Origin of the sequence: Actinosynnema sp. NPDC020468 (assembly GCF_040642015.1) — a bacterium.
Lineage (GTDB): Bacteria > Actinomycetota > Actinomycetes > Mycobacteriales > Pseudonocardiaceae > Actinosynnema.
In genome coordinates this window covers 165487-179900 of record NZ_JBFAEO010000003.1, presented here as the reverse complement: position 1 = coordinate 179900, position 14414 = coordinate 165487, and the positions used below count along the sequence as shown (strand labels likewise).

14 protein-coding genes are annotated in these 14414 nt (G+C 72.2%); 9 read left to right on the top strand and 5 right to left on the bottom strand.

Going from position 1 to position 14414, the window contains the following annotated elements; translation table 11 throughout:
* Window positions 1–167: 167 nt before the first annotated feature.
* The 3 genes from AB0G50_RS04500 to AB0G50_RS04490 all read left to right on the top strand — a co-directional run bounded on the left by AB0G50_RS04500 (window position 168) and on the right by AB0G50_RS04490 (window position 2973).
* Window positions 168–1511, top strand: a complete 1344-nt coding sequence (locus AB0G50_RS04500) for a sigma-70 family RNA polymerase sigma factor (RefSeq protein ID WP_360102191.1) — start codon at window positions 168–170, stop codon at window positions 1509–1511.
* Between the two features lie 84 nt (window positions 1512–1595).
* Complete coding sequence (locus tag AB0G50_RS04495; RefSeq protein ID WP_360102190.1) at window positions 1596–2030, top strand: DUF983 domain-containing protein; 435 nt, start codon at window positions 1596–1598, stop codon at window positions 2028–2030.
* 79 nt (window positions 2031–2109) lie between these two features.
* On the top strand, window positions 2110–2973 hold the full coding sequence (locus AB0G50_RS04490; protein WP_360102187.1) for a DNA-formamidopyrimidine glycosylase family protein: 864 nt from the start codon (window positions 2110–2112) through the stop codon (window positions 2971–2973).
* On the opposite strand, the gene AB0G50_RS04485 is transcribed toward AB0G50_RS04490, so the two are convergent.
* Genes AB0G50_RS04485 through AB0G50_RS04475 form a run of 3 tightly spaced genes read right to left on the bottom strand, consistent with a single transcriptional unit; the run spans window position 2974 to window position 5676 of the window.
* The gene (locus AB0G50_RS04485) at window positions 2974–3573 is read right to left on the bottom strand and encodes an LUD domain-containing protein (protein WP_360102185.1); all 600 of its coding nucleotides are present in this window, start codon (window positions 3571–3573) and stop codon (window positions 2974–2976) included. It lies immediately after the preceding gene.
* On the bottom strand, window positions 3566–4978 hold the full coding sequence (locus AB0G50_RS04480; RefSeq protein ID WP_360102183.1) for a LutB/LldF family L-lactate oxidation iron-sulfur protein: 1413 nt from the start codon (window positions 4976–4978) through the stop codon (window positions 3566–3568). The genes AB0G50_RS04485 and AB0G50_RS04480 overlap by 8 nt, the downstream gene beginning before the upstream one ends.
* Window positions 4957–5676, bottom strand: coding sequence for a (Fe-S)-binding protein (locus tag AB0G50_RS04475; protein ID WP_360102181.1), 720 nt, complete (start codon window positions 5674–5676; stop codon window positions 4957–4959). The genes AB0G50_RS04480 and AB0G50_RS04475 overlap by 22 nt, the downstream gene beginning before the upstream one ends.
* A gap of 85 nt (window positions 5677–5761) precedes the next feature.
* On the opposite strand from AB0G50_RS04475, the gene AB0G50_RS04470 reads away from it, so the two are divergent.
* On the top strand, window positions 5762–7024 hold the full coding sequence (locus AB0G50_RS04470; RefSeq protein ID WP_360102179.1) for a histidine kinase: 1263 nt from the start codon (window positions 5762–5764) through the stop codon (window positions 7022–7024).
* A 15-nt stretch (window positions 7025–7039) separates the two neighbouring features.
* On the opposite strand, the gene AB0G50_RS04465 is transcribed toward AB0G50_RS04470, so the two are convergent.
* Window positions 7040–7207 (bottom strand): hypothetical protein, encoded by a 168-nt coding sequence (locus tag AB0G50_RS04465; RefSeq protein ID WP_360102177.1) that lies wholly within the window; start codon window positions 7205–7207, stop codon window positions 7040–7042.
* A gap of 36 nt (window positions 7208–7243) precedes the next feature.
* Between AB0G50_RS04465 and AB0G50_RS04460 the strand changes: the two genes are divergently transcribed.
* The 4 genes from AB0G50_RS04460 to AB0G50_RS04445 are packed head-to-tail and all read left to right on the top strand — an operon-like array spanning window position 7244 to window position 11235.
* The gene (locus tag AB0G50_RS04460) at window positions 7244–8107 is read left to right on the top strand and encodes a S49 family peptidase (protein WP_360102175.1); all 864 of its coding nucleotides are present in this window, start codon (window positions 7244–7246) and stop codon (window positions 8105–8107) included.
* 52 nt (window positions 8108–8159) lie between these two features.
* Window positions 8160–9017, top strand: coding sequence for a LytTR family DNA-binding domain-containing protein (locus tag AB0G50_RS04455; RefSeq protein ID WP_360102173.1), 858 nt, complete (start codon window positions 8160–8162; stop codon window positions 9015–9017).
* Window positions 9014–9457 (top strand): hypothetical protein, encoded by a 444-nt coding sequence (locus tag AB0G50_RS04450; RefSeq protein WP_360102171.1) that lies wholly within the window; start codon window positions 9014–9016, stop codon window positions 9455–9457. Before AB0G50_RS04455 ends, AB0G50_RS04450 begins: the two co-directional genes overlap by 4 nt.
* Complete coding sequence (locus AB0G50_RS04445; protein ID WP_360102166.1) at window positions 9454–11235, top strand: cation acetate symporter; 1782 nt, start codon at window positions 9454–9456, stop codon at window positions 11233–11235. The genes AB0G50_RS04450 and AB0G50_RS04445 overlap by 4 nt, the downstream gene beginning before the upstream one ends.
* On the opposite strand, the gene AB0G50_RS04440 is transcribed toward AB0G50_RS04445, so the two are convergent.
* Window positions 11156–12151 (bottom strand): AsnC family transcriptional regulator, encoded by a 996-nt coding sequence (locus AB0G50_RS04440; protein ID WP_360102164.1) that lies wholly within the window; start codon window positions 12149–12151, stop codon window positions 11156–11158. The two genes, AB0G50_RS04445 and AB0G50_RS04440, sit on opposite strands and share 80 nt — an antisense overlap.
* 97 nt (window positions 12152–12248) lie before the next feature.
* Between AB0G50_RS04440 and AB0G50_RS04435 the strand changes: the two genes are divergently transcribed.
* A complete protein-coding gene (locus AB0G50_RS04435; RefSeq protein ID WP_360102162.1) occupies window positions 12249–13556 on the top strand; it encodes an MFS transporter in 1308 nt (435 codons plus the stop codon).
* Window positions 13557–14414: the final 858 nt, after the last annotated feature.

Sequence of the window (14414 nt, the reverse complement as noted above, 5' to 3'; positions counted from 1 at the left end):
CCGAAAGCGAGCGAATCGTTGCGGAACGCAGCTGTCCGGGCTGCTCCGAACGGCTCACGACGACCGGATGGTCTTCGGTCTCGGGTGGCTATCGCTTCGGAGCGCATCGATTCCGTTGTGGCATCTTGACGGACGGACCATTCGGGGGGCGGGAGGTGCCGGGCGGGATGGCCGGAGAAGCCGATTTCGACCGGGAACTGCTCGCCAGGGTCAGGGCCGGTGACGACGCCGCGTTCGGCGAGCTGTTCTCCCGGCACGCGGACGCCGTTCGTCGGTTCGCGTCCCGGCACGTCCGTGAACACGCGGAGGCCGACGACCTGACCGCGGAGGCGTTCTTCCGGGTGCTCCAGGCGATCCGCCGGGGCAGCGGTCCCAACGACCACGTGCGCACCTACCTGCTGACCGTCGCGCGCCGGGTGGCGTGGGAGTGGAGCGGGCGGCGGCGCGACGTGCCGGTCGAGGACGAGGAGCTCGACCGCCGGGTCGAGCCGTTCCCGGACATGGCGGCGGCGCGCGCCGAGCACGTGCTGATCTCGCGGGCGTTCACGTCGCTGCCCGAGCGGTGGCGCAGCGTGCTGTGGCAGGTCGAGGTGGAGGGCGAGCGGCCGGCGGCGGTCGCGCCGAACTTCGGCCTGAGCCCGAACGCGATGGCGGCGTTGGCGCGGCGGGCCCGGGAGGGGTTGCGCGCGGCGTACCTCCAGGCGCACCTCGCGCAGGACGTCGGCCCGCGCGCGTGCCACTCGGTGGTCGCGAAGCTGGGCGTCTACACGGCGGGCGGTGTGCAGGGCGCCGAGCAGCGCCGGATCCGCAAGCACCTCCAGTCCTGCACCGCGTGCAACGCGCTGCACGCCGAGCTGACCGAGGTCTGCTCGACGCTGCGCGCGCACGCGGCGAGCGTCGCGGTGCCGGTGGCGGCGACCGCGCTGGCCGGCCCGGTCGTGCTGGGCAAGGCCGCGTGGCTCACCGGACGGGTGAAGCTGGTGCTGGCCGCGACCGCCTCGGCGACCGCGGTGGGGTTGTTCGGCGTGCTCGCGGGCACGTTCACCGGCGGCCCCGGTCCGGCGCTGGTGGAGTCCGGGCCGAACGGGACGCACGGCGACCAGGTGCTGGCGCTGTGCTCGACCGAGGTGACCGTGACCGGGGTGGCGGCGACCGAGCCCGAGCCGAAGCCGCCGGTCGCCCAGCAGGTGGACAACCGGTCGCAGGCCGTCTGGCAGCAGGCGCCGGTCGTGGCCCGGACCACGACGGCCGCGCCGCCGACCGCGGTGCCGGCGCAACCCGCGCCCTCGACCACCGCGAAACCGCGTTCGCGCTCCTTCGGCACGTCGGGCACCTCGGGGACGTCGGGCACCTCGCCGACCACCACGACCACGACGCCCGCGCCGACCTCCGCGTTCGCGACCACCACCGACTCGCAGCCGGTCCTGGTCGCGACGACGCTGACCCCGACCACGACGCAGCCGACACCGCCCGCCTCCACGACGGCGCCGCCGACGTCGAGCGGTCCGTGATCGGTCGCGTTCCGGGGTTCACCCGCCCGGCGCAGCGATCACCCGGTAAATTCGGACCCGTTGCCCCGGCTTGAGGAGACGGTGATGACGCGGCTGGTGCGCGGTGCTGACGGCCGGATGTGGACGGTGCGCAGCCAGATCGAGTGGCGGAACCCCGCGGCGGACGCGGATTTCGAGCACGACGTGAGCGGCGGGCACGGTCCCGGCGTGCTGATGCTCGCCATCGTGGTGGCGCTGGGGGTCATCCTGATCGCCTGGACACCGGAGAGCGTCATCGTGCCCGCGTGGCTGGTGGTCGCGCTGCTCCTGCTGTTCCTGTTCTTCCCGGCCCGCTGGGCGCTGCGCCGGCCGTGGGTGGTCGCGGCGGAGTCCAAGAAGACCGACGAGCTGCCGCCGGAGCGCTGGGTCGGCCGGATCCGCGGGATCATGACCGTCCGCAACGAGGTGTCGACGGTGGCCCGGAAGATCGAGATGTACTCGCTGCCCGACCTGGACGGCCCGCTGACCCCGGTCGACTAGCCGGGCGCCGGCCCGGCCGGCGTGGATCGGGTCGGGCGCACGGCTCGACCGATCGGCGCGTTCGGGTGACACTGGTCGCGTGCCGGAGCTACCCGAGGTCGAGGCGCTCGCCCACCACCTGCGCGAGCACGCGGTGGGCCGGGTCGTGCACCGCGTCGACGTGGCGTCGTTGCAGGTGCTCAAGACGTTCAGCCCGCCGTGGACCGACCTCCAGGGTCGGACCGTCACCGGAGCGGGCCGGTTCGGCAAGCACCTCGACCTGGACTGCGACGGCGTGCACCTGGTCGTGCACCTCGCGCGCGCCGGGTGGCTGCGCTGGTCGGAGACCCTGGCGGCCGCGCCGCTCAAGCCCGGCAAGGGGCCGTTGGCGCTGCGCGTGCACCTGGGCCCGCCGGGGCAGGGGCCCGGGTTCGACCTCACCGAGGCCGGCACCAAGAAGGGCCTGGCCGCGTGGATCGTGACCGACCCGGCCGAGGTGCCGGGCATCGCGCGGCTCGGGCCGGACGCGCTGTCGATCACCCGGACCGGGCTCGAGGACCTGTTCCGGGGGCGCGGCGAGCGGTTGAAGACGGCGCTGACCGACCAGACGGTGCTCGCGGGCGTCGGCAACGCCTACTCCGACGAGATCATGCACACCGCCCGGCTGTCGCCGTACGCGACGGCGGGCCGGCTGCCCGACGAGGCGCTCGACCGGCTGCACGAGGCGCTGATCGGGGTACTGACCGACGCCGTGGCGCGGTCGGTGGGTCAGGGCGCGGCGAAGCTCAAGGGCGAGAAGCGCTCCGGGCTGCGGGTGCACGCGCGGACCGGGCTGCCGTGCCCGGTGTGCGGCGACACGGTGCGCGAGGTGTCGTTCGCGGACAAGGCGTTCCAGTACTGCCCGACCTGCCAGACCGGCGGCAAACCGCTGGCCGACCGGCGGATGTCGCGGCTGCTGAAGTAGTCACGCGCCGCGGACCAGTACGACCTCCAGCGTGCGCGGGCCGTGCACGCCCTCGACCCGGTCCAGCTCGATGTCGCTGGTGGCGGACGGGCCGCTGACGAACGTGAGCGGCCGGTGCGGGTCCAGGCGCTCGAGGGCCTGCGGCACGGTGGTGACGACCTGGGACTCCAGCACCACGCACACGTGGTGGTCGGGCAGCAGGGTCAGCGCCCGCCTGCCCTGCGCCACGCCCGCGTCCAGCACGATGGTGCCGGTCTCGGCGATCGCGGTCGCGCAGCCGGTGAGCACCCCGTCCGCGCCGTCCAGGTCGGCGACCGGGAGCGGTTCGCGCAACCACGTGACACCGCTGTCGGCCGGCAGCCACGGCACGTCGTCGGGCACCACGATCCGCCGTCCGGCGAGCAGTCGGCCCAGCAGCGGCACCAGTCCGGGCTCGGTGACCTCGTGCACCACCGCCCGGTAGTCGGCGACGCGCTCGGCGAACAGCGCGACGTCGGGCGGCGCCTCGCGGACGTAGTCGCGCGGGATCTCCGGCGGCGTCGGGCGGTCGCGCAGCGCGCGCCGGATCCGGGCCAGCACCTCGGAACGGGCGTCAGCCACGGGTGCGCCTCCACCACTCGCGGAACGACTCGGCGGGCGGCACCGGCGCGTCGCGGGACGACGTCCAGGCCGCGCCCGGTCCCGGCAGCCGGGAGATCCGGCCGTCCCGGGCCAGCAGACGCGCCAGGGTGCCGAGCCTCTGGGCCTTCTCGTAGCGGGCGGGCGAGGCGAAGACCCACTTCGCGAGCGCCATCGCGACCGACTCGGCGGTGCGGCCCTTCTCCCGCACCACCTTCGCGCGCAGGTGGGTCAGCACCTCGGGGATGTCGATGCGGACCGGGCACGCCTCGAAGCACGCGCCGCACAGCGACGACGCGAACGGCAGCGACGCGGCCTGCTCGTCGTGCACGCCGACGAGCTGCGGGGTCAGGATCGCGCCGATCGGGCCGGGGTAGACCGAGCCGTAGGACTCGCCGCCGGTGCGCTCGTAGACCGGGCACACGTTGAGGCACGCCGAGCAGCGGATGCACCGCAGCGCCTGCCGGCCGACCGGGTCCGCGAGCACGTCCGTGCGACCGTTGTCGACCAGGACGAGGTGGAATTCCTGCGGGCCGTCGCCGGGGGTCACGCCGGACCACACCGACGTGTAGGGGTTCATCCGCTCCGCCGTGGACGAGCGCGGCAGGAGTTGCAGGAACACCTCCAGGTCGCGCCACGTCGGCACGACCTTCTCCAGGCCCATCACGGTGATCAGCCGGCGCGGCAGGGTCAGGCACATCCGGCCGTTGCCCTCGGACTCCAGCACCACGACCGAGCCCGTGTCGGCGACCGCGAAGTTCGCGCCGGACACCGCGACCTCGCAGGACAGGAACTTCTCCCGCAGGTGCAGCCTGGCCGCCTCGGCGAGCGCGCGCGGGTCGTCGGTCGGCGCGTGCAGGCCGTTGCGGCGGAAGATCTCCCGGATCTCCGCGCGGTTGCGGTGGATCGCGGGCACCAGGATGTGCGACGGCCGGTCCTCGCCCAGCTGCACGATCAGCTCGGCCAGGTCCGTCTCGACCGCGTGCACGCCGCACGCCGCGAGCGCCTCGTTCAGCCCGATCTCGGCCGTCGCCATCGACTTGACCTTGACGACCTCGCGCGCGTCGCCGACCAGCCCCAGCACGATCGCGTTCGCCTCGGCCGCGTCCCGCGCCCAGTGCACGACACCGCCGCGCGCGACGACCGACTCCTCCAGCCGCACGAGGTGCTCGTCCAGCCGCGCCAGCACGTCGTTCTTGATCGCCTCGCCGGCGCGCCGCAGCCGTTCCCAGTCCGGCACCTCGGCGACGGCCCGCGACCGGCGCTCGCGGATGGTCGTGGTGGCGTGGCGCAGGTTGCGCCGCAGCTGGGTGTCCGCGAGCGCGGTGCGCGCCGCGTCCGGGAACTTCGGGCTGCCCAGCCAGGTCACCGGGTTGCGGGTGCCCACGGCTCCTCCTCGGTGCTCGCCAGGATTTCCGCCAGGTGCACCGGGCGGACGCCGGCGCGCAGCCGGGACAACCCGCCTCCAACGTGCAGCAGGCACGAGTTGTCGCCCGCCGTCAGTACTTCCGCGCCGGTGCCCAGCACGTGCCGCATCTTGTCGGTCAGCATCGCGGTCGACGTGTCGGGGTTCTTCAGCGCGAACGTGCCGCCGAAACCGCAGCACTGCTCGGCGGCGGGCAGCGGCACGAGGTCGAGCCCCTTCACCGCGCGCAGCAACGCCAGGGGCTTGTCGCCGACGCCGAGCACCCGCAGCGAGTGGCACGTCGGGTGGTACGTCACCCGATGAGGGAAATATGCGCCGACGTCTCGGACCTCCAGCACGTCCACCAGGAACTCGGACAGCTCGTAGGCGTCGGGCGTCGGCGAGCCGAGCCGGGGGTGCACGTCGCGGACCATGCCCGCGCACGAGCCGGAGGGCGCCACCACCGCGTCGTAGCCCGCGAACACCCGGGCGAAGTGGCGTGCCAGGTCTTTTGCCTGGTCCGCGTACCCGGTGTTGAAGTGCATCTGGCCGCAGCAGGTCTGGTCGAACGGGAATTCCACGTCGCAGCCGAGCCGTTCGAGCAGCGTCACGACGGCGCGCGCGGTCGCCGGGAACAGCGTGTCGGTCAAGCACGTGGCGAACAACGCGACCCTGGGCACGCGGCCCACTCTTGCGGCATGGTCATCGGATGTCTACTCGACGTGAGGCCTGACCCCTTGCCTACACACCACCACACGGCACAGCATGGACTCCGTGCGTGACCTCCTGACCGAGCGGTTCGTGCTCGGCGTCATCGCGACCATGGCCGTGCTCGGTCTGTTCGTGATGCTCTGCCGGGCCCGACGAGTGAGCACCTCGGTCGAAGACGCCGTGATGGACATGCTGCACCGCATGTCGAAGGCGTCCGCCGACCTGCGGGAAGGCCTGACCGAGGACGCGGCGAACAAGGCGACGCCACACCTGCGGGAAATGCTGCGGTGCGTCGCGGTCGGCATCACCGACCACGAGGGCACCCTGCTGTCCTGGGACGGCGGTGCGAACGACCACTACGAGGCCTTGCAGGGATTCATCGAGAGCGCCATCCGGGACGGGCACAAGGAACACGTCGAGCACCGGAGGCTGGAGTGCGAGCTGGCCGGGCCGTGTTCCCTGCACAGCGCGGTGATCGTGCCGCTGGTCGTCGAGGGCGACGTCGCGGGCACGCTCATCGTGGTGTCCGGCGTCGCGAACAAGCGGCAGATCCGGATGGCCGAGGAGACGGCGCGCTTCGTCTCGACGCAGTTGGAACTCGAGGTGCTCCAGAAGTCCCGGCAGGCGTTGGCGCAGGCCGAGGTCAAGGCGCTGCGGGCGCAGATCTCGCCGCACTTCGTCTACAACGCGCTCAACACGATCTCCTCCCTGATCCGGACCGACCCGTCGCACGCCCGCGAACTGCTCCAGGAGTTCGCCGAGTTCACCCGCTACTCCTTCCGCACCGAGGGCTTCTTCACCACGCTGTCCGACGAGCTGACCAACATCCACCGCTACCTGACGATCGAGCAGGCCCGGTACGGCGCCCGGCTCAACGTCCGGCTCAAGATCGCGCCCGAGGTGCTGGCGGTCGTGCTCCCCTTCCTGGTGCTGCAACCCCTCGTGGAGAACGCGGTCCGGCACGGCCTCGCCAAGAAGCCGGGCGGCGGACTGCTGACGATCATCGCCGAGGACAACGGGGCCGAGGCGCTGATCTCGGTGGAGGACGACGGCGTGGGCATGGACCCGGACCGGTTGTTCGACGACCTCAAGGATGCCCACCAGACCGGCGCGCACGTGGGTCTGGGGAACATCAATCACCGGATGAGGGCAGTATTCGGCGACGACTACGCGCTCGTCGTGGAAACCGCGCCGGAGGCCGGCATGAAGATCATCCTGAAGGTGCCCAAGTACAGCCCGGGCGTCCGGACGAACCTGCCGATCGTGCCGCCGAAGCTGGACGACACCACCGAGCAGCCGGTGATCAGCGCAGGTTGAGCGGTGGCGGAGGGGTCAGGCCGCGGCCACCGCGAGCACCGTGACGACCATGACCGCGCAGACGCACCAGGTGATCCACATCCAGTAGATGTGCATGGGCGACGGGCCGTCCGCGTTCTTCCGACCGCGTTCGTCCCACCACTCGACGTACCGCTCCAGCCACCGGATCGGGTTGAACGTCACCGGCCGATGTTAGCCCCGCCACGTAAGGTCGACGCCATGAGCGTGACCGACAAGATCGCCTCCCGGCTGCCGCGGATCGTGGGCGAACGCGCCGAGCGCGGTCCCGTCGTGGCCGCCGTCCGGCTGCACGGGGTGATCACGCCCTCGCCGTCGCCGGTGGCGCGCAACGCCGTCAACCTGCACACCGTCGAGAGCGCGCTGACCCGGGCGTTCGACCACGACCGGCTGGTCGCGGTCGCGCTGCTGGTCAACTCGCCCGGCGGCGCGCCGACCCAGTCCGCCCTGGTGGCGGAGCGGATCCGGGAGTTGGCGGCGAAGCGGAAGGTGCCGGTCCTCGCGTTCTGCGAGGACGTTGCTGCCTCCGGTGGTTACTGGCTCGCCTGTGCCGGTGACGAGATCTACGCCCACGGCACGTCCATGGTGGGATCCATCGGAGTCGTGAGCGCCGGTTTCGGGCTCGCCGGGCTGATCGAGCGGCACGGCATCGAGCGCCGGGTGCACGCCGCCGGCGAGCACAAGGTCAGGCTGGACCCGTTCGAGCCCGAGAAGGCCGAGGACGTGGAGTGGTTGAGGGGATTGCACGCCGAGTTGCACGCGCAGTTCGTCGAGTGGGTCCGGCACCGCCGGGGGCACCGGCTCGCGGCGGACGCGGACCTGTTCTCCGGCGAGGTCTGGACCGGCGCGAAGGCGCTCGAACTGGGTCTGGTGGACGGGATCGGGACCCTGCGCTCCGTGGTGGCGCAGCGCTACCCGGACGCGGAGATCGTGCTCGCCGAGCCGAGGAAGAACCTCCTGAGCCGCCTCGGACTGGCCGGTACGACCACACGATCGGGCGACTTCCTGCTGGACGGGTTGTCGGCCCTGGAGGAGCGGGCGCGCTGGTCGCGATTCGGCTTGTGAGGTCACGGCCGGGCAGAGGTCCGGCAACCGGCGTAGACACACACACGGGTACATGGGCAAGATGCGCGGCACAGTGACTACCCAGGACAACACCGGCCTCCTCGTACTGGCGGTGGACGACGAGGCACCCGGTCTGAGCGAGATCAAGTACTTGCTCGAGAGCAGCCCGCACATTCGGCGTGTCCTCACCGCCTTCGACGCGGCCGAGGCGTTGCGCATCCTGAGGGGCGACTACGACGCCGAGGTGATGGACCGCACCAGGGTCGGGCTGCCACCGGTGGACGCGGTGTTCGCCGACATCAACATGCCCGGGTTGAGCGGCACCGACCTCGCCCGGGTGCTCGGCGCGTTCCGCGCGCCGCCCGCGCTGGTCTTCGTGACCGGCGTGGAGCACTCGGAGGCCGTCGTGGCGTTCGAGGTCGGCGCGCTCGACTTCGTCACCAAGCCGATCAACGAGGAGCGCGTCGGCAAGGCGATCGACCGCGTCGTGGAACGGGTGGCCTCGACACCGGCCCTGGCGCCGGAGCCCGCCGCGCCCGCCGAACCGGTGGACGAGGAGGTCATCCCGGTCGAGCTGGGCGGCACCATCAAGCTCGTGCCCCGGGCGACCGTCCGCTACGTCGAGGCGCAGGGCGACTACGCGCGCCTGCACACCAACGACGGCGCGAGCCACCTGGTGCGGATCCCGCTGGCCCAGCTCGAGGAACGCTGGGAGAACGCCGGTTTCGTGCGCATCCACCGGTCGTACCTGGTCGCGCTGCCGCTGGTGACCGAACTGCGGATGACGTCGAACGGGTACGCGGTGGTGATCGGCTCCGGCGAGGGCGCCAAGGAGCTGCCGGTCAGCCGGCGGCACACGCGTGAGCTGAAGGAACGGATCGTGCGGCCTCCCAAGAGCGGTTGGGGATGACCGGGCACTCGGGCCCACCGGGCCAGCCCGAACAGCCGCAACCCGGCGAACGCGACGCCGCGGCGGCGGACGCGGGCGCGCGCAAACCGCGTCGCCGGCGCGTCGTGCTCGCGGACCCGCGCGGTCGGGGTCGCGTGCTGCGCACGATCATCGAGCCGGAGGAGCAGACCAGCGTCGGCGAGAAGCTCATCCGCGACCTGATCACCACCCAGCTGCGGTCCGCGTTCCTGCTCGGCGGCGGCGCGCTGGCGTTCCTCGCCCTGCTGCCGCTCGTGTTCTACTTCGTGCCCGTGCTGAACGACGTGCAGCTGGTCGGCGTCCGGCTGCCGTGGATCGTGCTCGGCCTGTTCCCCTTCCCGATGTGCTACGCGGTGGGCTACGCGTACCGAAGACTCGCGGAGTCCCACGAGCAGGACTTCGTCAACTCGGTGGACCGGTGACGCAGAACCTCTGGAGCCTGGGTCTCGTCGCCCTGGTCGCGACGCTGACCTTCCTGCTCGGCTACGTGGGTTCGCGTCGGGCCAACACGACACCCGACTTCCTGGTGGCCAGGCGGGCGATCCCGGCCACCCGCAACGCCGCGGCGATCTCCGGCGAGTACCTGTCCGCGGCGTCGTTCCTCGGCGTCGCCGGGCTCGTGCTCAAGGACGGCATCGACGCGCTGTGGTACCCGATCGGCTTCACCGCCGGGTACATGGCGCTGATGCTGTTCGTCGCCGCGCCGCTGCGCCGGTCCGGCGCGTACACGCTGCCCGACTTCGCCGAGGCGCGGCTGGGTTCGGCGGCGTTGCGGCGCTGGTGCACGTTCTTCGTGATCTGCATCGGCGTGCTGTACCTGGTGCCGCAGTTGCAGAGCGCGGGCCTGACGCTGAACACGATCACCGGGCTGCCCGCGTGGCTCGGCGGCGCGGCGGTCACCGTGATCGTCGTGGTCAACGTGCTCGGCGGCGGCATGCGCGCGATCACGCTGGTGCAGGCGTTCCAGTACTGGGGCAAGCTCTTCGCGCTGGCCGCGCCGACGTTCGTGCTGTTCACCGTGTTCCTGGCCGGGCCGGGCAACGGGGCGCAGTCGGTCGACGAGTCCGGCGTGCTGCGGTTCCACGAGCCGGTGTCGGTGACCGCGGCCGACCCGGTGAAGGTGCAGGTGGACGTGCCGATGCGGCTGTCCGCCACCGGCGACGTGGACGGCGGGCGGGTCGACGGCGAGATCTACTGGGACCGCGGCGTCTACTCGATCGGCAAGGGCACCGAGCTGCGGTTCGAGCCGGGCAGCCCGGTGCCGGTGGTCGAGGGCTCGCCGACGTCCAACGACCACTGGCTCACCCCGCAGACCGGCGGCGTGGGCGGGTTGTTCGAGACCTACTCGCTGATCTTCGCGACGTTCCTCGGCACCATGGGCCTGCCGCACGTGCTGGTGCGCTTCTACACCAACCCGGACGGCAAGGCGGCCCGCCGGACGGCGCTGCACGTGCTGTACCTGCTCGGGTTGTTCTACCTGTTCCCGACCGTGCTCGGGGTGATCGCGCGGCAGTACCTGCCGCAGCTGCTGGTGAACGGCAAGACCGACGCGGCGGTGCTGCTGCTGCCGATGAAGATGATGCCGAACCTGGGCGGGCAGATCCTCGGCGCGGTGGTCGCGGCCGGCGCGTTCGCGGCGTTCCTGTCCACCTCGTCCGGGCTCGTGGTGAGCGTGGCGGGCGTGGTGTCGACCGACATCCTGCCGGGCAAGGTGCGCGACTTCCGGTGGGCGACGGTGCTGACCGGCGCGGTGGCCATCGGGTTGGCGTTCGTGCTGCCGCGGTCGGACGCGACGCTGACCGTGGCGATGTCGTTCGCGCTGGCCGCGTCGACGTTCTGCCCGCTGCTGGTGCTGGGCATCTGGTGGCGCGGGCTGACGTGGGTCGGCGCGGTGGCCGGCATGGTCGTCGGCGGCGGGCTGGTGATCGGCGCGCAGGTGGTGAACGTGATCAGCTCCTACACCGGCGGGTGGGCGCACTCGGTGTTCGCGCAGCCGGCGCTGGTGACGGTGCCCGCCGCGTTCTTCACCATGATCATGATCAGCCGGCTGACCGCGCGGCGGCGGCCCGAGGACGTCAACCAGATCCTGCTGCGGCTGCACGCGCCCGACCCGCTCGGGTTCATGCGCGACCGGGACGTGCAGCGGTTCGGGACCTCCGCGCAGCGGGCCGAGTCGGCGAAGCACCGCGGTCAGGGCTGACCGGTCCGGCCGCCTTGAGGGTCCGCAGGACCGGGCTCGTCTCCAGGGCCGTGATGCCGTCGACGGCGGCGAGGCTGCGCGTCAGGTAGCGGTGCAGGTCCGCCGGGTCGGTGCACAGCGCCTGCGCGACCAGGTTCGTCGGACCGGTGGTGGCCGCGACGAACGCCAGTTCCCCGTGCCGCGCCAGGGCTTTCGCGGTGCGCTCCTGGTCCTTGGGCGCGGTGGAGATCCACAGCAGCGCCTGGGTGTCCGCGCCGAGCAGCCGCGCGTCGATCTCCACGTCGAAGTAGAGGGCGTCTGAGGAGCGCAGCGCCCGGAGTCGTTTCGCGACCGTCGCGGGGGAGTGGCCGGTCGCGCTCGCCAGCTCGCCCAGCGGCGTCCTCCCGTTGCGCGCCAACGCGTGCAGCAGCGGTGCGTCGGTGTCGCGGACGTCGTCCGGATCGGACTGCTCCGGGGTGAGCGCGCGGATCTGCTGCGGTGTCAGGGAGTTCACGCGGCCGGACCACGCCGTCGGGCCGCCCAGGTGGACGTTGAGCACCAGGTGCGCCGAGACGGCGGTGATGCTGGTGGTCTTCGGGATGTCGTCCAGCAGCAGCGACGTGGTGGCGTGCACGAAGGCGATGATCTCCGTGCCGCCGGAGGTGAGCTTGACCCAGCTCGTGTCGGTGCGCCTGGCCAGCGACTCGGCCAGGTCGCGCGCCGTGCTCGGCGCGGCGGTGATGCGGGTGACCCAGCGCTGCGCGGCGTGGTGGTGGGTCAGGCCGACGACCCGCAGGCCGGCCTCGGCGGTCAGGCGCTGGTGGCGGCGGGTGATCGTCTGGGTGGAGACGTCGAGCGCGGCGGCGACGCGGGCGAACGGGGCCCGGCCGTCTACCTGGAGGGCGTGGATCAGCGCGCGGTCGAGGGTGTCGAGCATGGAGTGATTCTGCGCTCGGTGCGGGTATATTGGAAGAATTCTGCCGCTTTACGGTGAGATCTGGTCCGGATCGTGGTGCCGGTCGACAGTTCGCGGCATGATCACAGTGACGAAACACCGGTGGGTCGCGCTGGCCGCGCTGCTCACCGCCGAGGCGATGAACCTGCTCGACTCGACGGTCGTGCAGGTCGTCGGGCCGGTGGTACGGGCGTCGTTGGGTGGTCCGCTGTCGGACGTGCAGTGGTACACCGCCGCGTACACGTTGGCGTTCGCCGTGCTGCTGGTGACGGGCGGGCGGCTGGGCGACCGGTACGGCCGGCGGCGGGTGTTCCGGGTCGGGGTCGTCGGGTTCGTGGTGGCCTCGGTGCTGTGCGCACTCGCCTGGTCGTCGGGCGCGCTGGTGGCGTGGCGGGTGCTCCAGGGCGCGTCGTCCGCGCTGGTGATCCCGCAGACGTTGGGGCTGATCAGGGCCGCGTTCGGGGAGGAGGAGAGGTCGCGGGCGCTCGGCTTCATCGGGCCGGTGATGGGGCTGGCGGCGGTGTGCGGGCCGGTGCTCGGCGGTGTGCTGACCCACGCGGCGACGTGGCGCGCGGTGTTCCTGGTGAACGTGCCGCTGGGCGTGGCGGTGCTGGCGCTGTCGGTGCTGCTGCCCGAGGACCGCGGCGCGGTGCGGCGGCTCGACCTGGTCGGCTCGCTGCTGGTGGTCGTGGGCGCGGGCCTGGTGGTCCACCCGCTGATCCAAACCTGGGACGCGCGGGTGTTCGGCCTTGGGGTGCTGGTGCTGCTGGTGTTCGCCTGGCACCAGCGGCGGTGGGGCGCGCTGGTCGAGCGGAGCCTGTTCGCGAGGCCTGCCTTCCCGGCGGCGCTGGTGACGTCGACGCTGCTCTTCGCGGTGGTGACGGGTGTGCTGCCGGTGGTGGTGCTGGACCTGGAGCTGCGGTCGCGGGTCGACGTGCTGGACGCGGGGGTGGCCGTGCTGCCGTGGTCGGTGGCGATGGGTGTCGGGTCGTGGGTGGCGGGCGCGTGGCTGGTGCCGCGGTTCGGCTCGCGGGTGATGGCGGCGGGTGCCGTGCTGCTCGGCGGCGGGGTGGTGGCGTTCGCCCTGGGCGGGTGGCTGCCGGCCGCACTCACCTTGTGCGGCTTGGGTTTCGGCCTGTTCGCCACGCCGTTCTTCACGATTGCCCTGGCGGCCGTGCGGCCGGAGGAGACGGGGTCGGCGGCGGGCCTGCTGAATGCGGTCCAGCAGTTCGGCGGCACCCTCGGCGTGGCCGTCCTGGTCACCGCCTACCTAGCCCACGGCCCGTCCACCGCCGCCTGGCTCGCCGCCGCCGCCCTGCTGCCGATGACCGCGGCCGCGGCCGTGATGACCCGACCACCCGCCGCGGCACCGAAAGGAACGCGATGACCCCGCCCGATCCGCCGGCGTCGCCCACCCGGCACTCACGCGCCGCCGACCCGGCCGACTTCCTTGGCGCCGAAAGGAAGTGCGATCGACCTTTCCGGCCCGACGGCCGGACCGCCCGAAGACAGCGCCGGCCCGGCGCGGATCGCCGGCCGATCCCTGTGGCAGCGGAACGAAGTGCAACGGACTTCTCGACCTGGCGGCCCGACGGCCGGACCGACCGACGGCTGCGCCGGCCCGGCGCGGATCCCCGGCCGACTTCCTTGGCACCGAAAGGAACGCGATGAGCCTCTCGATCCGGCGTCGTCGCCCACCCGGCACCCACGCGCCGCCGACCCGCCCGGCTCCCGTGGCGCCGAAAGGGAGTGCGATGGACCTTTCCGGCCCGACCGCAGCACCCCGCGACGGCAGCACCGACCCGGTGGGAATCGCCGGCGGATTCCTGTTCGGCGCGGCACCGACCTCGTCGCGGCGACCGGTCTACGTGGTGCCGGAAGAGGCGCTCTGCACCGCGCCGGACTCGAGCCCCGACCCCGCGCGGTGCAGGCCGTCGGCGTCCGGCGGCCTGCACCGGCGGCCTGCCCTCCGGTCGTTGCGGCTCGGCGTCCGCTCCCGCTCGGCGCGGTGGGGATTGTTGAACAAGGGGACGATTTCGACCCCCTCAAACAGTGGCGGTGAGTAGGGGGTTGATCTCGAATGGGTGACGACAAGGTCGCCGATCCGGCTATCGGTGAGTTTCGTCACCCGAGTGGCCAATTGTCGCGGTGTTCGTACCGCTCATCGCATCACTCGACTGTTGAGCGCAAGTCCACGCTCGGCCTCTATCTCGCGTGACTCACGTCTCCCTACCGTCCTCCGCGT